Source organism: Rhodococcus sp. NCIMB 12038, assembly GCF_002165735.1.
Lineage (GTDB): Bacteria > Actinomycetota > Actinomycetes > Mycobacteriales > Mycobacteriaceae > Rhodococcus_F.
Window position 1 is genome coordinate 14761 of record NZ_NHML01000019.1, and the last position, 23711, is coordinate 38471.

General features: G+C 66.4%; 19 protein-coding genes. 10 read left to right on the forward strand and 9 right to left on the reverse strand.

Going from position 1 to position 23711, the window contains the following annotated elements; genetic code table 11:
* Positions 1 to 2: 2 nt before the first annotated feature.
* A complete protein-coding gene (locus tag CA951_RS26645; RefSeq protein WP_087559692.1) occupies positions 3 to 1946 on the reverse strand; it encodes an MFS transporter in 1944 nt (647 codons plus the stop codon).
* Positions 1943 to 2443: a MarR family winged helix-turn-helix transcriptional regulator gene (locus tag CA951_RS26650; RefSeq protein WP_087559693.1), complete on the reverse strand. Its 501-nt coding sequence runs from the start codon at positions 2441 to 2443 to the stop codon at positions 1943 to 1945. The genes CA951_RS26645 and CA951_RS26650 overlap by 4 nt, the downstream gene beginning before the upstream one ends.
* A 117-nt stretch (positions 2444 to 2560) precedes the next feature.
* Here CA951_RS26650 and CA951_RS26655 point away from each other — a divergent pair, with 117 nt between their 5' ends.
* Together CA951_RS26655 and CA951_RS26660 are read left to right on the forward strand one after the other, a co-directional pair.
* Positions 2561 to 2968 carry a metalloregulator ArsR/SmtB family transcription factor gene (locus tag CA951_RS26655; RefSeq protein ID WP_087559694.1) on the forward strand — a complete coding sequence of 136 codons (408 nt, stop codon included), beginning with the start codon at positions 2561 to 2563 and terminating at the stop codon, positions 2966 to 2968.
* On the forward strand, positions 2965 to 4014 hold the full coding sequence (locus tag CA951_RS26660) for a cation diffusion facilitator family transporter (RefSeq protein WP_087559695.1): 1050 nt from the start codon (positions 2965 to 2967) through the stop codon (positions 4012 to 4014). Before CA951_RS26655 ends, CA951_RS26660 begins: the two co-directional genes overlap by 4 nt.
* Before the next feature lie 7 nt (positions 4015 to 4021).
* Here CA951_RS26660 and CA951_RS26665 read toward each other — a convergent pair whose 3' ends face one another.
* Entirely contained in the window at positions 4022 to 4855 is an 834-nt protein-coding gene (locus tag CA951_RS26665; RefSeq protein ID WP_087559696.1) for a sulfurtransferase, read from the reverse strand.
* 107 nt (positions 4856 to 4962) lie between these two features.
* On the opposite strand from CA951_RS26665, the gene CA951_RS26670 reads away from it, so the two are divergent.
* Positions 4963 to 6048 carry a beta-mannosidase gene (locus CA951_RS26670; protein ID WP_087559697.1) on the forward strand — a complete coding sequence of 362 codons (1086 nt, stop codon included), beginning with the start codon at positions 4963 to 4965 and terminating at the stop codon, positions 6046 to 6048.
* Positions 6049 to 6051: 3 nt separating this feature from the next.
* Here the strand turns inward: CA951_RS26670 and CA951_RS26675 are convergent, their stop codons facing one another.
* From CA951_RS26675 to CA951_RS26700, 6 genes are all read right to left on the reverse strand, one after another.
* The gene (locus tag CA951_RS26675) at positions 6052 to 7689 is read right to left on the reverse strand and encodes a glycosyltransferase family 39 protein (RefSeq protein ID WP_087559698.1); all 1638 of its coding nucleotides are present in this window, start codon (positions 7687 to 7689) and stop codon (positions 6052 to 6054) included.
* Positions 7686 to 9185 (reverse strand): glycosyltransferase, encoded by a 1500-nt coding sequence (locus CA951_RS26680; protein WP_087559811.1) that lies wholly within the window; start codon positions 9183 to 9185, stop codon positions 7686 to 7688. Before CA951_RS26680 ends, CA951_RS26675 begins: the two co-directional genes overlap by 4 nt.
* Positions 9182 to 10642 carry a hypothetical protein gene (locus tag CA951_RS26685; RefSeq protein WP_087559699.1) on the reverse strand — a complete coding sequence of 487 codons (1461 nt, stop codon included), beginning with the start codon at positions 10640 to 10642 and terminating at the stop codon, positions 9182 to 9184. Before CA951_RS26685 ends, CA951_RS26680 begins: the two co-directional genes overlap by 4 nt.
* A 9-nt stretch (positions 10643 to 10651) precedes the next feature.
* A complete protein-coding gene (locus CA951_RS26690; protein ID WP_087559700.1) occupies positions 10652 to 12646 on the reverse strand; it encodes a hypothetical protein in 1995 nt (664 codons plus the stop codon).
* 205 nt (positions 12647 to 12851) lie between these two features.
* Complete coding sequence (locus CA951_RS26695) at positions 12852 to 15191, reverse strand: glycoside hydrolase family 65 protein (protein ID WP_087559701.1); 2340 nt, start codon at positions 15189 to 15191, stop codon at positions 12852 to 12854.
* 2 nt (positions 15192 to 15193) lie between these two features.
* Positions 15194 to 15919 (reverse strand): HAD family phosphatase, encoded by a 726-nt coding sequence (locus CA951_RS26700; RefSeq protein ID WP_087559812.1) that lies wholly within the window; start codon positions 15917 to 15919, stop codon positions 15194 to 15196.
* A 150-nt stretch (positions 15920 to 16069) separates the two neighbouring features.
* On the opposite strand from CA951_RS26700, the gene CA951_RS26705 reads away from it, so the two are divergent.
* The 7 genes from CA951_RS26705 to CA951_RS26735 all read left to right on the forward strand — a co-directional run bounded on the left by CA951_RS26705 (position 16070) and on the right by CA951_RS26735 (position 23593).
* A complete protein-coding gene (locus tag CA951_RS26705; protein ID WP_179220320.1) occupies positions 16070 to 16600 on the forward strand; it encodes an ester cyclase in 531 nt (176 codons plus the stop codon).
* A 110-nt stretch (positions 16601 to 16710) separates the two neighbouring features.
* Complete coding sequence (locus CA951_RS26710) at positions 16711 to 17190, forward strand: chromosome condensation regulator RCC1 (RefSeq protein ID WP_087559703.1); 480 nt, start codon at positions 16711 to 16713, stop codon at positions 17188 to 17190.
* A gap of 195 nt (positions 17191 to 17385) precedes the next feature.
* On the forward strand, positions 17386 to 17730 hold the full coding sequence (locus tag CA951_RS26715; RefSeq protein WP_087559704.1) for a hypothetical protein: 345 nt from the start codon (positions 17386 to 17388) through the stop codon (positions 17728 to 17730).
* A 565-nt stretch (positions 17731 to 18295) separates the two neighbouring features.
* Positions 18296 to 19810 carry a sugar transferase gene (locus CA951_RS26720; RefSeq protein WP_087559705.1) on the forward strand — a complete coding sequence of 505 codons (1515 nt, stop codon included), beginning with the start codon at positions 18296 to 18298 and terminating at the stop codon, positions 19808 to 19810.
* 82 nt (positions 19811 to 19892) lie between these two features.
* Positions 19893 to 20987 (forward strand): glycosyltransferase family 1 protein, encoded by a 1095-nt coding sequence (locus tag CA951_RS26725; RefSeq protein WP_087559706.1) that lies wholly within the window; start codon positions 19893 to 19895, stop codon positions 20985 to 20987.
* Between the two features lie 56 nt (positions 20988 to 21043).
* Positions 21044 to 22180, forward strand: coding sequence for a glycosyltransferase (locus tag CA951_RS26730; RefSeq protein WP_087559813.1), 1137 nt, complete (start codon positions 21044 to 21046; stop codon positions 22178 to 22180).
* Positions 22181 to 22183: 3 nt separating this feature from the next.
* Entirely contained in the window at positions 22184 to 23593 is a 1410-nt protein-coding gene (locus tag CA951_RS26735; protein WP_256974093.1) for an O-antigen ligase family protein, read from the forward strand.
* Positions 23594 to 23711 lie beyond the last annotated feature (118 nt).

The following is a 23711-nucleotide window of genomic DNA, read 5'->3' on the forward strand; positions in this document are numbered from 1 at the left end:
ATTCAGCGGATGAGGGCACCGTTGCCGGTGTCCGTCACGTGGCCGCCACCGAGGACGCCGGCCACTTGGTCTTCACTCAGTCCCAGCTCGCGCAGGCGATCCCAGACCTCGTCGAATTCGACGAGCTTGGCGTTGAGATCGTTACGCAGGCGGTTGACCTCGTCGCGGATCTTCTCTGCTTCGTCGATCGCTTCCAGCGTGCGCTCCGGCTGGGGCAGGAGCATGGACAGGAGACGGTCCCGGGCGTCCGAGCTCAACCCGGCGAAGGGCTGGTGCTGATCGGCGGGTGCCTCGTGCCTGCCGCTGCGGACGTCGGACGACGGGATCGGCGCCGTGTCGGATTCGAGTGCGTAGTCCGGAACGGGCGCGTACTCGGGTTCCTGGACGGGCTCCTGCTCGCTCGACAGGTCGATGGTGCGACGCAGCGGGCGGTTGGGGATCAGGATGACGGCGATCAGGGTGATGACGGCGACGACGGCGGCGATCAGGAAGATCCGTCCCGTTGCGTCTCCGTACGCGGCGCGGATGACTTCCCGGACGGGTGCGGGCATGGACTTCAGGTCCAGGCTTCCGCCGCCGCTGCTCGATCCGGTCGGGATGCCGAGCTTCGCGAAACCGTCGGCCGACAGGTCGGCGACGCGGGTGGCCAGCACCGAACCGAGAACCGAGACGCCGATCGCGCCACCGAAGGTCCGGAAGAAGGCGACCGAGCTGGATGCGGCGCCGATGTTCTGGACGCTGACGGTGTTCTGCACCGCGAGGACCAGGTTCTGCATCAGCATGCCCATGCCGAGACCGATGATCGCGATGTACGTGCCGACCAGGGTCAGGTTGGTTTCGTGATCGAGGGTGCCGAGCAGTCCGAAGCCGGTGATCATCAGGACGGCGCCGCCGACGACGAACGGCTTCCACTTGCCGAAGCGGGTGATGAGCTGTCCGGATCCGACCGTGCCGATGAGCATGCCGGCGACCATCGGGATGGTGAGCACTCCGGCCATGGTGGGGGTGTAGCCACGCGAGGTCTGGAAGTACTGGCCGAGGAACGTCGTGGAGCCGAACATTCCGACACCGACCGCGACGGACGCGATGATGGCGAGTCCGGTGGTCTTCTCCGTGACGATCTTCAGTGGGATGATCGGCGACTTGGCCTTGGCTTCGACGAGGATCGTCGCGACCAGCAGGAGCACACCGGCTCCGACGTACAGGGCCGTCTCACGGGAGAACCACTCGTAGTAGCCCGCCTTGCCGGCGAACGAGACCCAGATCAGTAGGATGGACACACCGGCGGTCAGCAGGAGGGCGCCGAGCCAGTCGATGGAGACGTCGTCCTTCTTCTCGGTCGCGAGGTGCAGCGTGCGCTGCAGCAGGAACAGAGCGATGACGGCGAGCGGGACGCACACGAAGAAGCACCAGCGCCAGCCGAGGGGGCTGTCGACGATGACGCCGCCGAGGATCGGACCACCCGACATCGACACGGCCATGACTGCACCCATGTAACCGGAGTAGCGGCCGCGTTCACGGGGCGAGACGATGGTGCCGATGATGGCGACGACGAGCGCTGTCAGGCCACCCATACCGATGCCCTGGATGACACGCGCGGTCAGCAGGATCGGCACGTTGTGCGCGAACCCTGCGATCACCGAACCGATGACGAAGATGACGATCGCGCTCTGGACGAGGACCTTCTTGTTGAACAGGTCGGCGAGCTTGCCCCAGATGGGCGTCGAGGCGGCATTGGCGAGCAGTGCACTCGTGATGACCCAGGCGTACGCGGTCTGGGTGCCCTTCAGGTCGCCGATGATCGTCGGGAGTGCGGTGGATACGATCGTGCTGCTGAGCAGGGCGGTGAACAGCGCTGCGAGCAGACCCGTGAGGGCTTCGAGGATTTGGCGGTGCGTCATGGCCGTCGTTTCTTCAACGGGCGGCCGAGTCTGTGTCTCGGTCATACGCTTTGTGTTCCAATCGGGTTCGAGCTCGTGACGATCCGGTGTTCTGGGTCGACGAGTGTTTCCTTCAGGTGCCTGATCGAGTCGAGGGCAGTTGCTGCCTCGGTCTCGTTCCACCCCGTCAGCAATTTCTGCATTCGTGCGGCGCGCTGGGTTCTGAATTGTTTGACGTACGTCATTCCGTCTTCAGAGACGCGTATTCGAAATGCGCGCCCGTCGGCGGGATCGGGATGGCGCGTGACGTAGCCGAACTCCACCAGATCGTTGATCTGGCGACTGAGTGACGACTGGCCGACGCACATCTCGGTGGCGAGTTCGTTCTGCCGGCATTCCCCGCGAGCTGCGAGGACGAGGAGGACCCCCGTCAGCGCGCGTGGCATGTGGCCGTCGGCTTCCGACATCAGGGCCTCCTTGAGCACTCGGCCGAAGAGGAAGACCTCGTCGATGAGCGCTTCGGTGGTGCCCAGCGATACGGAAGGCACTGACGTGATGGACATGGCAACCCCTGAAGGACGACTTACTTGATGCAAGCAACTATATACATCGTTAGTGCAAGCAAGTAAGCCCTCTCGGTGTCTGGTGCATCACAACACGAACTGACCTATTATCTGCGTATGAATGCAGATAAGCGCGTTTGCCGGCGCAGGCTCGACGAAGACCAGGTAGGGCTGGTTGTCGAGGTCTTCCGCATGCTGGCCGATTCCACCCGGGTCCAGGTGCTGTGGCAGCTGGTGGGCGGCGAACTGTCGGTGAACGAGCTGGCCGAACGGGTCGGGAAGCCGGCGCCGTCCGTCTCGCAGCACCTCGCGAAGCTCCGGATGGCCCGCCTCGTGCACACCCGGCGGGAGGGCACGTCCATCTACTACAGCGTCGCCAACGAGCACGTGCAGCAGCTGGTCACCGACGCCGTGTTCAACGCCGAGCACGCAGGCCCCGGCATCCCCGGCCACCATCGCGCGACGGGGGACCTACAGGTCCTCCACGAGGATGCGGATCTCGCCGCGGAGGAAGGTGCCTCGTGAACGGCCACGGCCACGGCCACGACCACGACCACGACCACGGACACGGCCACGGACACGGACACGGACACGGCCACGGCCATTCGGGCGGCGTCCGCGGGGCGATCTTCGAGATCTTCGCCCCGCACAGCCACGACTCCGCGGACAGCGTCGACGACACGCTCGAGGCCAGCGAGATCGGCATCCGGGCGGTGAAGATCAGCCTGGTGGTGCTGGGAGTCACCGCGCTGGCCCAGGTGATCGTGGTGGTGGTGTCCGGTTCGGTCGCGCTCGCCGCCGACACTATCCACAACTTCTCGGACGCGCTGACGGCGGTCCCGCTGTGGATCGCGTTCGCCCTCGGACGGCGGGCCGCCACCCGGCGGTTCACCTATGGATACGGCCGGGCCGAGGACCTCGCCGGGTTGTTCGTCGTGGTGATGATCGCGTTGTCCGCGGTCGTCGCGGGTGTGGGGGCGGTCCGGCGCCTGCTCGATCCCGTGCCCATCCAGCATCTCGGGTGGGTGGCGCTCGCGGGGATCATCGGTTTCGCCGGCAACGAGTGGGTGGCGCTGTACCGCATCCGGATCGGCCGGCGGATCGGCTCTGCCGCTCTCGTGGCGGACGGACTGCACGCGCGGACCGACGGATTCACCTCTCTCGCCGTGGTGTTGGGCGCGGTCGGCGTCGCAGTCGGTATTCCCCTCGCCGATCCCGTGGTGGGCCTGGTGATCACGGCCGCGATCCTGCTCGTGTTGCGGACCGCCGCCCGCGACGTGTTCCGGCGGCTGATGGACGGTGTCGACCCCGGACTGGTCGACGCCGCCGAACAGGCCCTCGCCGCCGAACCGGGAGTGGTCGGGGTGCGGAGCGTGAAGATGCGCTGGATCGGGCACCGCCTGCACGCGGACGCCGAACTCGACGTCGACCCGTCGACCAGCCTCAGCGACGCACACCGCGTCGCGCACACCGCCGAACACACGCTCACCCACGCGGTCCCGAAGCTGAGCACCGCCCTCATCCACGCCTACCCGGCGCACGACGTGGAGGCGGCAGGCCGGGCGGGGTGACCCGCCGCTACCGCGGGTCGGGGCCGGTGGCGACCGGACGTGCGGGATCGGACGACCACTGCGACCACGACCCCGGGTACAGGGCGGCGTCGATGCCTGCGAGGGCGAGCGCCGCAACCTGATGGGCCGCCGTCACACCCGATCCGCAGTAGACGCCGACCGGACGTCCGGGCTCGGCGCCGACCGCGGCGAACCGTGCGCGCAGCGCCTCGACCGCAGCGAACCGCCCGTCGGGTCCGAGGTTCTCGGACGTCGGGGCGCTGTGGGCGCCGGGAATGTGCCCGGCGCGGGGGTCGACGGGTTCGGTCGCTCCTGAATACCGTTCGGCGGCACGGGCATCGAGGAGATGACCATGGTCGGCGAATTCGGCGGCCTCGTCCGCGGTCAGCGTCGGAAGGTGGCCCTCGGTGAGCACGACGTCGCCGGGGACCCGCGCCTGCTCGTCGCCGGATCGGACGGGGCGGCCCGCCGACGTCCACGCGCCGAGGCCGCCGTCGAGCATGCTGACGTCGGTAACACCGGCCCAGCGCAGCAGCCACCATGCCCGCGCGGCGGCGAGATTCCCCGTCGCGTCGTAGACCACGACGGTGCTGCCCGCCCGGATTCCCCACCGGCGCGCGGCGACCTGGAGGTCGGCCACGTTCGGCAGCGGATGCCTGCCGAGTTCCGGGCGCCCCGGGGCGGCGAGTTCGGTGTCGAGGTCGACGAACACGGCCCCGGGAATGTGCGCGTCGAGATAATGCTGCCTGCCCTCGGTGTCGCCGAGGGCCCACCGCACGTCCAGCAGGACCGGGGGAGCGTCGCTGCGCAACAGTGCCGCCAACTCGTCGATCGTCACCACAGGGCTCATCGCACGTGTCCTTCCCGCGCCGGATTCGGAACCCGACCACTCTCGCACACGGGGGATTCGGCGTGCCGCGGAGACGAGAACCTGGCACCCTGGCACGCATGACGGGACGTCGCACGACGGCGCTGCTGCTTGCGGCCGCGCTGTTCGGGCTGGCCGGGTGCGGAACGGCCGAACCGGCGAAGACGCAGCCGTCGGTGCCGCGGGTGCAGGCGTCCGCGTCCGGGCTGACCCTCGACGGCCGGCCGTGGTGGCCCGCCGGACTGAACGCCTATCAGCTGGCCACCGACTGGTCCGTCAACCGCGGGTGCGGTGCGGAGGTGGACCTCGACGGTTTCTTCGACGGCCTGCCGGAGGGGTCGCTCACCCGGTTCAACGCGTTCCAGTGGCTGGCGATCGACAAGACGACCGGCGCGCTGGACTTCACCGGCATCGACAACGTCTTCCGGGCGGCCGAGGCGCACCGCCAACTGGTGATCCCGGTCCTCGCCGCGCAGGACGGATCGTGCGGCGACGAGATCTTCAAGTCGAGCGAATGGTACGACGGCGGCTGGCGCAACGTCGCCCCCGGTTCGGTGCTCAGCTACGAGGACTGGGTGACGACGGCGGTGAAGCGGTGGCAGGACTCCCCGTCGCTGGCGATGTGGGAGTTGATCGGTGAGCCCGAACCACTGACCCCGCTCCACAGCTGCACGGACACCGCCGGCGAGACGCTGCGGACGTTCGTCGATCAGGCCGGTGGTCTCGTCCGGAGCCTCGACGACCGCCACCCGATTACGCTCGGCATGATCGGTGGCGGCCAGTGTGGCACGGCGGGAACGGATTACGAGTTCGTGGGTGCGTCGCCCGGCCTCGACGTCCTGCAGTACCACGACTACGGCGCCGACGGCGTTCCGCTGCCGGGTGACCGGTACAACGGCCTCGCCGTGCACATCGAGCAGGCCGAGCACCTGCGCAAGCCGATCCTCGTCGCGGAGATCGGACAGTATTCGGGACGGGGATGCGTCTCCGTCGAGCAGCGGGCCCGGGACGTGGCCGTGAAGATCGACGGCCAGCGCGCGGCCGGGACCGCGGGCGCACTGCTGTGGGCGTTCGTGCCCGACCCCCGTCCCGGCGAGTGCACGTACGACATCGGTCCCGACGACCCGGTGCGGGGCGTACTCCGCGAACGCAACGGCACCCGCTGACGGTCACAGCACCCGGTACAGCCGCCAGGTGGGTTGGTCCTGGCCGTCGTTCGGGATCTCGAGTTCCAGCGTGGCGATGTCCGCGCCGGTCTCGTACAGCGTCGGGTACCGCCTGTTGACGGCATCGGACTCGCCGCGACCGGTGTTGGGGACCGCGAGGACGTATTGGATGCCGTGCTCGGCGGGCCGGTTGACGATCGACGTGAAGTCCTGGTCGGAGGGGATGACGAACGTGCGCGGATTGTCGGTCGCGGTGTACACGGCGAACCCGTAGACGGTGTCCATGAGCACCGATCCCTCGGGCAGTTTCATTCCGTCGATGTGGCGGGCCAGTTCCCGTTCGGTGCTGAACGAGGCGATGATCCGGCGCTCGGTCCGCCGCTTGTCGGAGGTGTCGTGCGGCGCGGGGAACACGACCGATTCCAGTGCGTACTGCTGATCCGAAAGGGTCGGGGACACCATCAGCGCACCGGTGGCGACGGGAGTGAAGACGACGAGGGCCACGGCGAGGGCGGCCGGGATCGACCGGGAGCCGGCGACGAGGCGCCGCGTGAACCCGTGCGGGCCGTGCCGACGCTCCACCAGCGCCCCGCCCGGCGGGACGAGTTGGAACGCGAGCACCGCCATCAGCGGAAGCGCGCAGATGTAGAACCGCAGGAACGGGAACGTCAGTCCGCGCATGTAGCTGAGCGTGGCGAACGCGATCACCGAGCCCAGCACGACGACGGCTGCCACGACCTCGAGGTCGCGGCGACGCCAGGCCAGCACCGCGACGATCGGCACCAGCAGGGGGAGCACGGGCCCGAGCACGACGGTCTCCGCGACGGAGAAGATCAGGGCGTACCCCGCGTCGGTGGATCCGCCGCCGCTCTGGGCGAGGATGCTGGAGTTTCCGTACGTGGACGAGAACTGCTGCAGGGCCTCACCCGTGATGAGCCAGCTGGTGGCCGCCCACGCCAGGAATGCCACGACGGTGGGCAGTGCCACCAGCACGGCGTCCAGCGCCGCGGGAAATAGCAGTTCCCGCTTGTTCTTCCAGCCCTGTCGCAGCAGGGTCGTCGCGAACACGAAGGCGGTCACGGTCAGTCCGGCGGCCAGCGCGTCGTACCGGGTCAGATACGCGAGTCCGAGGGCGACCGCGACGGCGACGAGGTCGTGGATGTCGTCGGTGGTGCACCAGCGGATCAGCCGGCGGGTGGCCCAGCACATCAGCAGCAGGAACGGCGCCTCGCTCATGCCGTTGCCGCCGTAGAAGACGATCATCGGGTTGAGCGCGAACAGGGCGGTGACCGCCCAGATCAGCCACGGCGGGCAGCCGCGATCGGTGCCGATCTTGTAGATCTGCACCACCGCGCCCGCCATGAACGGCGCAGACATCACCACCCCCGTCACACCCCAGGCGGTGAGGCCGGGCCACCAGTGGCTGAGCAGCACCGTCGGCAACTGGACCACCGCCGTCAGAGGTGTGAACACGAAACCGATCGCGGCGAGGTGCGGGTCCCGGCTGAACAGGACGCTGCGTGCGGCGGAAATTCGACTGAGCGCATCGCCCATCAGAAATCCGTGCCCGACAGTCAGATACAGCCCGATCACCACGTACAGTGCGGTGCAGCCCCAGAACAGCCAGCGCGTCGGCCTCACGGCGTCGCCCCCGAACTCGACTGCGCCGCATCCATTTCGGTCGCGGTTGGGGTGCTCGCCCCGCTCAGACCGTGGAACGTCTTCTCCCAGTACGACGGGTTCCGGATCAACTGGTACGTACCCTTGATCGCCGCGATGCTCATCATTACCCAGTACAGCGGGGTCGTCAGTCCCGCGATCAGCAGCGCCGAGTTCCGGGTCTCCCGGCACGCGATCAGATTCATGTAGAGCACGGCGACGTTGCCGAACAGCAGTGAGACGAGCGCCGGGAAGTACACGTACGCGGGGAACTCTTCCTGGATCACCTGTGGCTGACCGAGGATCCAGGCCAGGCTGATCAGCCAGAACACCATGTTGAGGCACGCGATCAGCGGGGTCCCCGCCATGAGGGCGGTGAACCGGAAGAACCCGACGGCGCCGAGACCCCGCCACAGGCCCACGGGTCTGCGCATGTGCACCAGCCACGTCTGCAGATAGCCCTTGTACCAGCGGGACCGCTGGCGGATCCAGTTGATGGCGTCGCTGTTCGCTTCCTCCAGCGTCGTGGAGTCGAGGACCGCGGTCCGGTACCCCGATTCGGCGATGCGCACCCCCAGGTCGGCGTCCTCGGTGACGTTGAACGGATCCCAGGATCCGATCTCGTCGAGCACGCTGCGCCGCAGGTGATTCGACGTGCCACCGAGCGGAATCGGCGAATCGCTGCGCATCAGTCCGGGCAGGATGAACCCGAACCACAGCGCGTAGTCGGCGGTGAACCACGCGGTGAGCAGATTCTGGGTTCCGTTGTGGAACGCCAACTTCGCCTGCACACACGCGGTGTTGTCGGGGAGCCGGTCGAACGCCGCGACGACCCGCCGCAGTTGCAGCGGGTCCGGGTGATCCTCGGCGTCGTAGATGGTGACGATCTCGCCGGTGGAGAAGTGCAGTCCGTAGTTGCAGGCCTTCGGCTTGGTCCGCGGATCGGCGGGCGGCACGAGGAGGATGGTGACCACGTCGCCGACTCCGGCGGCGTTCGCGGCGTCGATGGTGACGTCGTCGTCCTCCTCGAGGAGCAGGAGCACCTGCAGTTTCTCCTCGGGGTAGTTCAGCGCGCGCATGGCCGCGATGAGGTCGGCCACGACCTCCGGTTCGTTGTAGGCGGGAACCAGAATCGTGTACGGCGGCAACCGGTCGTCGGTCAGTGCGAGGGCGTCCTCGTCCGAGATGTTCACGATGGTGCTGCCGTCCAGGCCGCGGAAGAACAGGATCAGCCGGTCGGCCAGCGTCCAGACGTACGCGATGGTGCAGAAGAGAGTGACCGCCACCAGCGTGGGGATCGGGAAGAAGTACGCACAGACGATCCCCACGGCCAGAAGGGTGAGCAGCAGGTTGCGCTGCCACGGGTAGAACGCGACCGAGGCGGACGACATCGGGTGCTTCTCGCGGAGGCCGTTGACGGCGTCGTGGAGGGCGGCGGCCTTGAACTCGGTGTCGTACGTGTCGTTTTCGCGGGTCACCACTGCTGCGCCTCCACGATCTCGCGTGCCAGGGTCTCGAGCATGTCCCGGTCCTTGTACTCCGGTTCCGTGTCGGAGACCGCGGTCTTGCCCCGCAGCAGGACGGCCAGCGAGTTGGCGCCGTTGGACGCCATCGACGGTGCGGGTTCGGGGAAAATGGCGTCGGGGTCGTGATTGTCGACGGTGATGAGGCTGATCCGCTGCGTGAGTCCCGGGCCCCGCACCCACACGAAGTTGAGGTTGCTCCAGGTGAGGAGGAGATCGTCGTCGACCACGGTGTACATCTCGGCGGTCACCCCGCGACCGACGTCGACGAAGACCTTCGAGCTGACGCGGGCGTTCTGCAGCTGGTACTGGGTGTGGCTGGGGTAGACCTCGAGCGTCGTGGGCCTGCGCACCGACAACGTGTCCACCTGCACGGTGCGGGGGCGGTTCTGCACGTCCCACGCCGGGTTGGGTTCGGTGGTGCGGATGGTCTGCCGGGTGAGCTGCGACGTGGAACCGAAGTACTTGCGCGGCCAGCTGTACTCGGTGAAGTCCAGTTCCTGCCAGCCGCCCGGCACGACGATCCCCGCATGCGCGGCGGGAGCGGGTCCGGGCGAGACGGGGGTCAGGTTCTGGTCGGGGAGCGGCGTCATGAACAGCGCCGCGGCCACTACGAACACCGCGACGAACGCGAAGCCGCTGTTGATGATGGTGGGGCGGCGGACGGGCCGGTCGAACGGCGCGAGGCTGCCGCCGCGACGCTTGTGCACATAGAAGCAGGCTCCGACGATGATCGAGGTGGCCAGGGCCGGCCCCAGTTGGGTGGCGAACGTGGGCGCCGTCGGGAACATCCTGATCGTCACGTACAACGCGACGCTGCCCAGTGCCACCGAGCAGGCGAAACCGACGGCGGCGCGGCGGTTGCTCCGGCTGACGGCGATGGCGGTGGCGCCGGAGGCGAGGACGACCATGATCAGGCCGTAGTGAAAACGCTGGCCGCCGAGCATGATCGCCAGCGAACGGTATGTCAGCGGACCGAGCCCCAGCGCGAGCACCCAGACCGGCCAGAACCGGCACACCGGGCGGAGACCGAAGACGAGGACCGCGGAACTGAACACGAACACCCACGCCGCGACGACGTCGATGTGCATCAACTGGTAGTCCTCGGCGAACCGCGGCAGGAGCAGCACCTGGACCGCCAGGGTGACGAGCAGCCCGATGCCGCCGACGATCTTGTCGGTCTGGCGGTCGTGGATGGGGAGTTCGCCCTCCCGCCGCAGCGAGATGCCGATCGCTGCGCAGATGCACAGCGCCGGGACGACGAAGACGTAGCCGATGGCGGTGCCCTCGGTGGTACTGCGCCACACGTCCTGCCACGTCTTCCAGAACGCGAAGACCGTGGCCGCCACGATGAGGATCCACCGGGCGGTGAGCCGGATCGCGGCGTCGATGGCGACGTTGCCGATGATCATGGGAGTCGCTCAGCGTGGCAGCGGACGGGTCCGGCGATGGCGCATCACGACCGCCGCCGCGATCACGATGCCCACCAGCAGCAGGATGCCGGCGATGCCGAGCACCCACCCGACCGTCGTGGAGACGCCGGACGAGCCCGCACTCCCCGCGGTGTCGGGTATCGACAGTTCGACGGGGTCGCGGTTCGCGGCGGTGAAGAGGATGTCGCCGTTCAGGCTCGCCCAGGCATCCGGTGTCGCGCGCAGCCATTCGAGCGTCCGGTCGAGTTCGCCGGGCACACCGGTGGATCCGGCGACCACCACCTGCCGGGTGCCGTCGAACGCGGTCTGCAGTGACGCGAAGTCGATCGGTGCGCCGAACGTGACGGTGGTGGAGCCGTCGGTTCCCGGATCGGTCAATTCGAACGTGGAGTCCTCGGTGCTCGACAGGGGCAGCGGGACGCCGTCCGGCAGATTCCCGTCGGCCGCGATGAGGATGGCGGGCGACTCCGAACCGACGGCCTCGTCGATCGAGACCCAATGCGGGTCGAGTTCGACGGTGGTCAGCGACTGCAGTCCCGTCACCACGGCCACGGCGCGTGCGGTGTCGTCGAATCCGCCGACGGTGCCCGCGACGTCGACGCTCGGCAGCAACGACTGCGGCAGCGACTCGAAGCCACCCGGATGCGGGGTGCCCGACGGTTCGCTGGTGACCTCGCTGGCGGGGTCGATCGACAGGGTGACGGGTTGTTCGAGTCCGCACTGGTTGGTGGAGCCCGTGGTCTGCAGGGCGACGGTGAGCGTGGTGACCCGGCGCAGTGCGTCGTTCGGCACGTCGATCCAACGGTCGATCGCGCCACTGGGTTCGGCGGCCCAGCTGGCCACCTGCCGGTCGCCCGCGGAGACGGAGATCAGGCCGTTCTGATTGCTCGGCAGCGGTGTGTACGTGCCCTGCAGATTGACGCGCACGGTGTCCGAGGCCCGGCCGAGCCGGGTCTGGTCGAGTCCGAGCGCGACCTCGACGCGGCCGTGCGCGGTGGAGCTGAGGTTGGTCTGGCCGAGCCCGCGCAGCGTGGTCGACGTGGGAGCGAGGATCGGCGGGTTGTCCATCGAGCCGGCTGTCGCGCGGGCCTCCACCGCAATGCTCGCCACCTGGCTGGTGATCAGTCGGCTCTGGTTCAAAAGCGTGCGCTCGTCGCCGGTCAGCCGCAGAGCCGGGGGACCCGTGGGGGCCGGGATCAACTCGGTCGCGGCGGTGCCGCTCTCACGGATCACCACGGAACGCTCGAACGGGCTGTCGGCGGACGTCGGCGTCAACTGTCCGTCGGGGAGTCGCCGCACGTCGACCCGCACCGGTTGCGCGCCGTAATAGGCGACGACGGCCGCGCCGAGGTCGACGGCCGCCGCGCTCTCCGCCGAACTGGGATCGCCTGGAAGGTAGAGGTGCAACTGCTGCAGGACCGGCGGCAGGAAGTCCGCGACGACCGTCGGGTTCGCGGGCGTCCCGCTGTAGGCGGTGCGGACGTCGCGGAAGGTCAGGCTGCGTCCCGTCCAGTCCTGCGGGCAGACGCCGTCCAGCGGCACCAACGTCGTCCGGAGGGTCACCGCGACCGCCTGATCGGTCAGCTCCGCGCCCGCGAGGGGAATCGACACCGGCGCACTCTGAGCAGGTGCCCCCGGCAGATCCACCCGGCCGAGCGAACGACCCGCGGACTCGACATCGATCCACGCCCGACCGACATTGCCGGGAAGATCGACCACCCCGTCGAGGGATGTCGGCGTGAGTCCCTGCGGGACCGGCACCGAGATGGTCACCTCGTCGTGATTGCCGCGGAACGGCACCGCCTCACCGAAACCGAGAGTCCGCGAATCCAGAGAAACAGCCCCACCGGGCTGCGGTTCGACCTCCGTGGAGACCGGATCCTGCGCATGCGCCACCGGAAGCGACAGCAACGTCAACCCACACGCGGCGAGCACGGCGAGCAGTCGGGAAGTGTGTGAGCGGACAGGTACGGCAGCGGGCATCGGCGAATCTTTCGTGCGGCGTGTCGGGCGAAGTCTCGAATTGGCACAAATGGGACGTTCGTGCATGACGCTACAGCGCCGGGGGTGATTTCGTCCGGCAAAACACCCTTCGTCAGGTTGGCGCAATTCTGTTGTCGGACTGAGACGGTGTGTTGTGCGCGTGTCCGTTTACTCGCGCGGAAAGTTGGGTACCGGGTAATCGATCTCAGCCGCGACGCGCGGGTGCCCGGCCGTACGGTTGCCGTAGGGCCGTGGTGTTCGGCGGATCCGGGATCGGCCGTGTCACGGGGAAGGTGTCGAGAGTGAATAGGTTCCCGTGATGGGCGAGTTCGACCGGTTCGCCCGACAGCAGTCGGTAGGTTGCGGTCTTGGCGCGGATGTCGACGTGGATCTGGCTGCCCCGCACCGTCATCCGGAACGACAGGTTGACCAGCTGTGGTGGTATTCGGGGTGCGAAGGAGATGTCGCCGTCGTGGTCGCGCATTCCGCCGAATCCTGCGACACACGCCATCCACGTCCCGGCGAGTGAGGCGATGTGTAAACCGTTCTCCACGTTGGAGTGGAGGTCGTGGAGATCGGTCAGCGCGGCCTCGGCGAGGTAGTCGTACGCGAGTTGGAGTTGACCGACCTCGGCTGCCATCACGGACTGGACACACGCCGACAGTGAGGAGTCCCGAACCGTCAGGGCCTCGTAATAGGCGAAATTGGCAATCTTCTGCTCGTCGGTGAAGGCGTCGCCGCGAAGATACATCGCCAGCACCAGGTCTGCCTGCTTCACCACCTGCTTGCGGTACAGGTCGAAGTACGGGTAGTTCAGCAGCAGCGGATAGTGCTCGGGCGGGGTGCCTTCGAAGTCCCATTCGGCGTGATGGGTGAAGGCGTCGGATTGCTGGTGCACACCGAGAGCGTCATCGAACGGTATGCGCATGTGCTCGGCGGCATCACGCCACAACGCCGATTCCTCGTCGTCGACGCCGAGTTCGCGCGCCAGCCCGGGGCGTCGCTCGCAGGCGGCAGCCGCGTCACGCAGATTCTTCTGCGCCATGAGGTTGGTGAACACGTTGTTGTCGGCGACGGCGGTGTACTCGTCCGGTCCGGTGACGCCGTCGATCCGGAACTCGCCCTGCGCATTGTGGTGACCGAGCGACGTCCACAGCCGGGCGGTTTCCACGAGAAGTTCGACGCCGCACTCGGCTTCGAATTCCTCGTCCCCGGTCGCGGCCAGATACCGGGACGTCGCGACGGCGACGTCGGCTCCCACATGAAACGCCGCAGTGCCCGCGGGCCAATAGCCGGAGCACTCTTCGCCGTTGATCGAGCGCCACGGAAACACGGCGCCGGCCTGCCCCAGTTGCACAGCCCGGATCTTCGCCTTGTCCAGCGTGGAGTGCCGCCAGCGCAGTGCGTCGCGGGCCGAATCCGGCACCGTGTACGTGAGCAGGGGGAGTACGAACGTCTCGGTGTCCCAGAACGCGTGCCCGTCGTAGCCGGGGCCGGTCAGTCCCTTCGCGGGGATCGCGCGCGACTCACCGCGAGCACCTGCCTGCAGCACGTGGAACAGTGCGAACCGGACCGCCTGCTGAAGTTCCGCGTCACCGTCGATCTCGACGTCCGCCGTCGCCCAGAAGGCGTCGAGGTACTCCCGCTGCCGTTTCAGCAGGGTCTCCCAGCCGGTTTCGAGTGCCCCGGCGAGCGCTCCCTCGACCTGGCCGCGCAGGGCCGGGGTCGACCGCCGCGCCGACCACCCGTAGGCCAGGTACTTCGTCACTCTCAGGCGCTCTCCCTGCGGAATGTCGACGGCCACGGTGAGCCGGGCCAGATCCTCTTCCGTCTCGATGCTGCACCGCCCGTTGGCGGGGTACTCGATCTCGTGGTCCATACCCGCGGCCATCCGCAGTCCCGAGGCCCTCGTGTGGTGGGCGAGCACCGCGCGGAAGTCGTGAGCGGCCGCGAAATCGGGCACGAGCGGACGGTCCAGGGCGGCCGCCACTCTCGGGTCGTCCGTGCGGGTGGGGATCTGTTCGTTGGCCAGCAGATCCGATTGCAGGACGAGTTCGATGTCGCCGTCGAGTGGCTCGACCTCGTAGTGGATGGCGGCGACCGCGCGCGAGGTGAAGGACACGAGCCGCTCCGAATGGATGCGGACCCGGCGCCCGGTCGGTGACGTCCATTCGGTGGTGCGGCGCAGGGTGCCCGAGCGGAAGTCGAGGACCCGCTCGTGCGCGGGTGCGCTGCCGTACCGCATGTCCATGGGCTCGTCTTCCACGAGCAGGCGGATGATGCTGCCGTCGGTCACGTTGACGACGGTCTGCCCGTCTTCGGGGTAGCCGTAGCCGGCCTCCGCATACGGCAGGGGCCGTTGCTCGTAGAACCCGTTGAGGTAGGTGCCGGGGAGACCGCGCGGTTCACCCTCCTCGAACGTGCCACGAATCCCGATGTGCCCGTTGGACAGTGCGAAGGTGGATTCGGTGGCGTGGAGTGCCTCCAGATCCAGTCCGCGCCATTTCAGCTGCCACGGCGAGATCTCGTAGCCCTTGTCGTCCATGCTCACCTCTCCAGGAGTTCGGCCAGGTCGTTCACCACCACGTCGGCACCGTGCTCACGAAGCGCGTCGGCCTGATCGTTCCGATTCACTCCGACGACGTAACCGAATTCACCTGCGCGCCCCGATTCCACCCCGGACAGGGCGTCCTCGAACACGGCCGCCTGGTCGGGGTGCACATTGAGTGCGCGGGCGGCCGCCAGATACGAATCCGGTGCCGGTTTTCCGCGGAGACCCTGCTCCCGGATCACCACTCCGTCGATGCGGACGTGGACGTAGCGGCTGAGGTCGGCGGCGTCGAGTACGGCCTTCCCGTTCGCGGAGGACGTGACCACGGCGATCTTCAGGCCGGCGTCGTAGGCCGCGCTGATGTAGCGGACCGAGCCGGGGTAGGGGCTGGGGCCCTCCTCGTCGATGACCTTCAGCAGCAGCCGGTTCTTGGTGTTCCCGACGCCGTTCACGGTCTCGGCGCCGGGCGGATCGTCCGGCGACCCCTCCGGCAACGTGATGTTGCGGGAGGTGAGGAAGGTCCGGACCCCGTCGGCGCGGGGGCGTCCGTCGACGTAGTCGAAGTAGTCCTGGTCGGTGAAGGGCTGGAAGTTCGCGCCCTCCCGGTGCTTCAGGAACTCGTCGAATGTGCGTTTCCACGCCTTCCGGTGCAGTACCGCCGTTGCCGTGAGCACACCGTCGAGATCGAACAAGCAGGCCGAGATCGCATCAGGCAGTCCCATCACCTCCCCGACGGTACCGCCGCCGACCGCCGTTGTGCTGAGGCGCGCGCAAATCTGCACCCGCTCGACCGGCACGGGATCGTTGACTTCGAGGCGACGGCGGTCGAATACTGAGAGTTCCAACCGATTGTTGCGGAGTGCACCGTGAACATGGAGGAACCGTTCCCGTCGGACCAAGTGAAATCTCTCGCTGTCCGGTCGATCGAGCTCATGGCGAACGGAAGCCGCGCCGATCTCGACGCCGTCGTCCACCCGGACGCATTCAACCGGGAGAGTGCGACCGAACCCCCGCGGACGCGAGGGCGCGGACCCGACGCGTTCTACGCCACCGCCGAATGGCTGCGCACCGCCTTCTCCGAACTGCGGTTCGACATCGAGGACGTCGTGGTCGAGGGCAACCTCGCCGTCGTCTACACGATCATGAAGGGCAGGCACTCCGGCCCCTTCGTCGTCTACGACGAGCGCGGATCGATCGACCAGGTGTTCGCGCCGACGGGGCGAGTGCTCGCGGTCAAGCAGTCGCACTGGTTGCGCGTCGAGGACGGCCGCGTCGTCGAGCACTGGGCGACCCGGGACGACCTCGGTCAGGCAGTCCAGCTGGGCTGGGTTCCGCCGACCCCGCTGTCGCTGGTGCGCAACGCGTGGGCCAAGCGGGCAGCGCGCAGGGCCGCGGGAAGCTGAGCGGCAGTTCGTGTCGGAACGGTGACGAATTCTCACAATAAGGACAAAACATACCAAACGAACCGTATGTTCCGTTCGATCGATAGATACTCGAACGAAGGAGACGGTCCTTGAAACGCTCGGTGGTCATCGCGGCAAGTTGTGCACTCCTGACGCTGTCGGCCTGCGGGTCCGACAGCGAACCGACGCCCACATCCGAAACGTCCAGCTCGACGTCCAAGGCGACAACCACCGCCGCAGCAACCACGCCACCGGCGTCGGAGCTCGCACCGCCGGCCGTCGAACCCGAGTCGAACGGCGGCGGTTCGCAGGGGACCGGACAGGGTGGCTCGGGTGGGGGCGGGCAGGCTCCGGTCGCCGGTCAGCAGCAGGCGCCGGTGGTGGTGCCGCCGCCTGCCGTCGTCGAGAACCCGCCGGTGGCGGAGCAGACTCCCACCGAGCAGCCGCCCGTGGTCGAGGAGGAAACGCCGGTGGCCGAGGAGGAACCTCCCGCCGGGGAGAACGAGCCGCCGGCCGAGGGTGAAGAGGATCAGGAGGCCGAGGGGGAGGATCCGCCGGTGGACGAGGAACAGCCACCCACGACTCCCTGAGCGCACGCGGGCCCGGGCATGTGAGCGCCGATGCGTGCCCGGGCACGCTTTCCCACTCACGTGGGGTGTCCTCCGATCGGGGGAATCGGGATTCATCCGCTGCGCGACCTGATCGGAGGACAGACGTGAACGGCTGGCCGCGGGAGAGTTGTCCCGTACCGGGATCAGCCGTTCACAGGGACAGGAATCTTCGTCATGTCACCCATCTCCAGCCTCGATGTCGCCCGAGCCCGTCGGTCTCGCCGCGTGCTGTTCGTCGGCAATCCCACCCGCTACAACGACGTGTCGCAGTGGGCGATGGTCCGGCAATGGGTGGTACTCCACGGCCTGGAACCGATCCGCGAATTCGAGGGGGACGTGCTCTGCGTCATCGTCACCGAGGACGTGCTGGACGGGCGCTGCTCCGCGAAGGAATCGGATGCCGTCCAGCGCGCCCGCGCACTCGGAGTGCCGTGCATCAGCGTCCACGACACCACCCGGATCTGGCAGGTCACCGCCCGCGTGCGGTCACGGATCGCACGGACGCCGGTGGCTCGATAACGGCGCCCAATCCTCCGAACTGTTACTCGAATTCGTCGCCGGCTCGGAATGCCGCACCCATTCGCGGCGGCGAGATCGAATACGTCTGGCGACAACCGGCTTCGAGTATGTATTGAAGGCCTTTGTCCGCACCACGGCTCCGTCCAGGCGACTGTGCGCAGACTTGATCGGACGAAAATCGTTCCGCCTCAGCACTTGTGGTCAGTTTGTCGAAATCGACTGTGTCCAAGTCAATTCTACGAGTCGATAACCGCTGCTCAATGGGGGTTTAGTGCAGACCGCGCGGTCTGATATCTTCTGTGAAGATGCGACAGAACCGAATTGCGCTGCTAGGTTCGACACTCGTTGTGAATGTTCGATGTCGTCCAGCCACATGGCGGTGCTCGGGGCAGTTTGGATCGTTACTCGTAGGACATCAGTCACCTTCGTGTAAAGGCCGCACGGCACGCAAGGCGTTGCGCCATGGGTGACGGCGGCACTGTTGTACGTCCTGAAATCCGCTGTCGCGATACGGCCGACTCGATCATCACTCTGCCGGCGATCGGTTCGACAGTGGAGGGGATGCATGGCGACGTTCAACTCGACTGTGGAGCGAGCGTCGGTTGTACACGGCGTTGCGGCAGTTCCGGCGCAGCGCGGTGTCGCACGGCGGCAGTGGCTGGCCGTGTACCTGAGGCGAATCCTCCTCACCGACACCCTCGTCGTCGTGGCAGCGGTCGCTCTGGCCCAATGGGTGCGCTTCGGCGGCTACGGGACCCTCGTCGACTCGCGCACGCTGAGCAATGTGAGCTACGGACTGATCTCCGTCGCCCTCGTGACCTCCTGGCTCGGCATACTCGCCGTTTTCCACGTACGGTCGCCGCGTGTGGTCGGGAGCGGCCCCGAGGAGTATCGGCGCATCGCCACCGCGACGCTACGACTGTTCGGGCTCATCGCGATCGCGGCGCTTCTCCTGCACGTGGAATTGGCGCGGTTGTATCTGGCGATCGCGTTTCCCACGGGCCTCCTCGGTCTTCTGCTGACCCGGTGGATGTGGCGCCGCGTCCTCGCCCGCAAGCGTGCGCGCGGACTGTGCCAGACGTCCGTCCTGGTCGTTGGAGCCGAACACTCCGTGCGCAACCTCGCGCGGACGTTCGACCGTGGAACAGCCGACGGATACAACGTGGTCGGGGTCTGCATCCCGGCGCACCACCGGGCGACCGAAGACACGATCACCGTGGACGGACGGCGGATACCCGTACTCGGCGACGAGCACGACGTCGTCGACGCGATCGAGCGATCCGGCGCCGACACCGTCGCGGTCACGGCGACCGAGCATCTCGGCCATCACGGGCTTCGCGAAATGGTGTGGGATCTCGAGCAGTTGAACGTAGACATGGTGGTCGCTCCCGGAATGATGGATGTTTCCGGGCCACGCCTCGAGATGCGGCCCGTCGCAGGCCTGCCCCTGATCCACGTGGAGAAGCCGCGCTACCACGGAGCCAAGCGATTCGGGAAGACTTCGTTCGATCTGATCTTCGCGATCGTCGCACTCGTACTGGTCAGTCCCCTGATGCTGTTCGCGGCCGCCGCCGTCAAGCTGACGAGCCGGGGACCCGTGTTCTACAAGTCGGAGCGAATGGGATTGGACGGCAAACCGTTCCCGATGCTGAAGTTCCGGTCGATGGTAGACGAGGCAGACCGGCACAGTGCCACCTTGAGCGGCCCCAACGAGGGCGCCGGCGTGCTGTTCAAACTGCGAGACGACCCGCGTGTCACCCGGGTGGGCCGCATCATGCGCAAATTCAGCATCGACGAATTGCCACAGTTCATCAACGTGCTGCGACGAGAAATGAGTGTGGTGGGACCGAGGCCCCCGCTGCGTGTCGAGGTCGAGTCGTACGAGAACGAGGTGCATCGCCGGCTCCTGGTGCGGCCGGGTGTCACCGGCCTGTGGCAGATCAGCGGGCGCTCGGACCTCTCGTGGGAGGACTCGGTGCGTCTCGACCTGTCCTACGTCGAGAACTGGTCGATGGTCGGCGACATGCTGATCATCGCCAAGACCCTGAAGGCGGTCGTGCGTGGTGACGGTGCGTATTGATCCACAATGACGTCAATCGTGCGGTGCCCTTCTCGAGATGTGTTCCGGTGCCCACCGACACGGGGAAGCTGGTGAACTGGTAGTGAGAATCCTGGTCGATGCCTATTGGTGGGTCGATGGACCGTATTCGAACCGGCTCGTGTTACGTGAGATCGTTCGTAGATGGCGGACGGCGTTTCCAGACGATGAACTCGTCCTGGCGATTCCGTCCAAGTGGAGTGATTCCGAAGCGGACTTGCCCGCAGGGGTCGGGCGTATATCGACGCGAATGAGGCGCCATCCGGCCATCAATGCGATTGAGCTCCCCCTTTTCTTCAAGTCTGGGCGGGACTTCGACGCACTCTTTCTCCAGAATTTCGGTGCACCGACCTCGAACGCGGCAGTGCTCGTGCACGATGTTCTCTTCCAGAGCAACCCGGAGTGGTTTACGGCGATCGAGCGAATCTACCTCTCGGCAATTCCGTTCCTGGCGAAGCGCACCGGCCGTGTGCTGACGACCACTCGCAACGAGGCGGAGCGCGTTTCTGCGTACAACACCATCTCTTCCGAGGTGACCGTGACGGGCCTGGGACTGTCGACAACGCTGCTGGAAGCGCGAGCACGAAGGCCGCAGTACCCACTGAAGACCCGCGGGTTCCTGCTCACCGTCGGGAGACTGAATATTCGCAAGAACCTCGAGAACACGATCGTCGCCGCGATCGAGTCGGGTGAAGTCTCGGAGCGCTTCCCCCTCGTCGTTGTCGGTCAAAGATCCGGTCGCTTCTCGGAGTCGAGTGACGCTGTCAGGTCGGCTGTCGTGTCGGGTGCCGTTGTGTTCATCGAGTTTGCGACAGATGAGGAACTGCGATGGCTCTACGAGAACTGCGCGCTGTTCTGCTTCCTCTCGCTCGGTGAGGGGTACGGTCTGCCGCCGGTGGAGGCGGGCTACTTCGGCGCGCGCGTCCTCGTGAGTGACATACCGGTAATGCGAGAGAATTTGGCCGAGTACGCAGAGTACGTCGATCCACACGATGTGTCCGCGATTTCGAACGCGATCACCGGCCTCGTGGCCGCCGGTCACGAGCGACGCCAGGACGGTGCCTCACCGTCAAGCGTGGAGTCTCGAAGAACCGGAGATTGGGATCTCACCGTGGAAACCATCCGAACAACCATTTCAGAGCTGGCGGACAGCAAATAGGCCGAACCACACAGCCGGTGAACAGCGTGGTTTTCGACAGAAAGAACAGGGATTTGATGACGTCAGCGGGTCGTTCGGTTGCAATCATCGGCACGAGGGGCTATCCGAGTTACTACGGTGGCTTCGAAACCCTCATTCGACATCTCGCTCCGTGCCTTGTGGAGAAGGGGTGGGATGTCACCGTTTATTCGCGCCCAGGCGCGACGGTTCCTACCGATCCCGCACGTGACCCGAGAGTCGTTGTTCGCAATACGGTAGGGCTCGAGTCTCGATCCCTCAGCACCCTGTCCTACGGGTTGACGTCCTGCCTGGATGCGGCGGTGAAGAAGCCGGACGTGGCACTGGTCCTGAATGTCGCGAACGGATTCTGGTTGCCTGCGCTCAAATCGCGCGGGATCCCCACAGTGGTGAATGTGGACGGGATCGAGTGGGAACGAGCGAAGTGGGGGAGCGGCGCAAAGCGGGTCTTCCGGGCGGGGGCCACTCTCACGGCGCGTTACGCGACGCGGTTGGTCGTCGATTCCCTCGAGATCAAGCGTCGGTGGGAAAACGACTTTCACCGTGAGGGCGATTTCATCCCGTACGGAGGGGACTTCGTCGACCCGCTCCCGCCGGTCGAGGGACTCACTCCCAACAAGTACGTACTGATGGTGGCACGTTTCGTGCCGGAGAATACCGTCGTGGAGTTCTTCGAGGCTGCGGAGGAATTGAGTCGCGATCGCGACGTTGTCATCGTCGGTTCCTCCGGATACGGCGGCGAGCTGGATGAGCAGGTGCGAGCGATGGCCCAGCGAAATGAGCGGATCACGTGGATGGGTCACGTCAGTGACGACCGGAAACTGTTCTCGTTGTGGCAGAACGCCGGAGCCTACTTTCACGGTCACAGTGTTGGGGGAACAAATCCGGCGTTGGTTCAGGCCATGGCGTGCCAAGCGCCCATCGTCGCCCGGGACACCGTGTACAACCGCGAGGTCCTCGGTGACGCAGGAAGATTTGTCGCGGCGGAACCCTCTGAGATCGTCACCACGGTGAACGACGTCATTGCCGATTCGGCAGGCCAGCAGGTAATGCGCGATCGGGCACTTCAGCGGGCGTACGACTACTACACCTGGGAAGATGTCTGCCAGCGTTACGAGGATTCTCTTCTCGCGGCGATCGGTCAGACCAGTTCGACGAATCTCCAAGGACCTTGATTGATGATTGCTCAGTCCACTGAACCCCGACTTGTCGCGGGTTGGCGCACCCTCCTGCACGGGCGCGACAGGCATGAGGTGGTGACCCTCGCCCTGGTGGTCGCTGTTGTCGTCTCTTCGTTCCTCGGTCAATACGTTGTGACGATAGCGGGGTACAACGTCCGAGTTGAGCAGGTGGTTCCGCTGCTCCTCGTGGGGTGGTTGACTACGTGTTCACAGTCGAGGGCCGACTTCCTGCGCGCCCTGACACATCCGGTGGTGCTTGTCTTCGGTGCGTTTGTCGCATGGAATGTCGTCGCCACGCTGATGTTCTCTCCGAGCCTCGGTAAGAGCGCATCAATCCTGGTCTGGTTGATCATCGATCTCTTGCTGCTCGCGGGAATCATCTCGCTCGGCACGCGTGCGGTTTGGGCCGAGAACACGGGAATTCGTTGGGTCGTTCCCTGGGGACTGGCGGGATTCGCCGCCTTCATCGTCGCCAACGTTACGCATGGCGGCTTCACACCCGGTACGGATTTCGACGGGATGTACCACGTCTACGTGGCGCGCATGACGTCGCAGGAAGCCAACATCTATGCCTCCATCCTGGTGTTGTGGACTCTTCTCCTCGTCGCGCGAGAAGGACGCAACCGAATCTGGATGATCGCGGCCGCCATTGCCGTCCCTCTGGGCGTTATCGGTTCACAAACACGCACGGCCGTCTTCTGTCTGGTCGCAGGACTGATCGTGTATCAGGCGTATCAGTTGGTGCGTGCGTATCGGAGCCGCCGGCAATCCACGGGGCTCTGGTTCGGTCCGGTGGTCTTGATCGTCGGGATTGTGGTCGCCTACGGCGCTGCGACCTTCCTTCCCGCCTTCGGTGAGAATGCCGAAAAAGCGGAACAGGCGGCTGCCTCGTCCTCCGCCGAGGACTCGCCGACCGAGCCGTCGGGGAAGTTGGGTGACATCGACTTTCAGGGCGGAAACATCGGTTTCAGGATCGAGGTGGCGAAGGCTGCCGCCGAGGACATGCACGGAGCGAACCTGTGGCTCGGCAACGGCACCAACACGTTCAGTTTGCGCCACGACCAGCCGGGATCGCCCGGCGTTCCCGGCCACATCATCATGCTTCCGGTGCAGATTCTATACGACGTGGGCATCGTCGGTTTGTTGTTGTTACTGGGGCTCGTCGTCACGGTGCTGCGCTACGTGCCGTGGCAGAGGCGACCGATCGCCTACGCGGTCGTGGTGGCGTTTGCTGCGGCAGCGACAATGACCAGCATGTTCTGGTTCAGCGTTACCTGGATCGTCATCGCGTCGCTGATCCGTCCGCTGACCGACGAGGATGAGAGGGCGGATCCCGACGGGGATTCTGCGGTGTCGCAGCACGGCGACAGATCCACGACGGCATTCCCCGTACCGAGGGGCCTCTGACTCGTGCACAGGAATCTATTACACACCGAGATCGCGGAGGTCGTGCGGCGCGGAAATTGTTCCGGTTGTGGGGCATGCGCGCTACTCGACAAGGACGTCGTCCTGGCACTTGCAGACG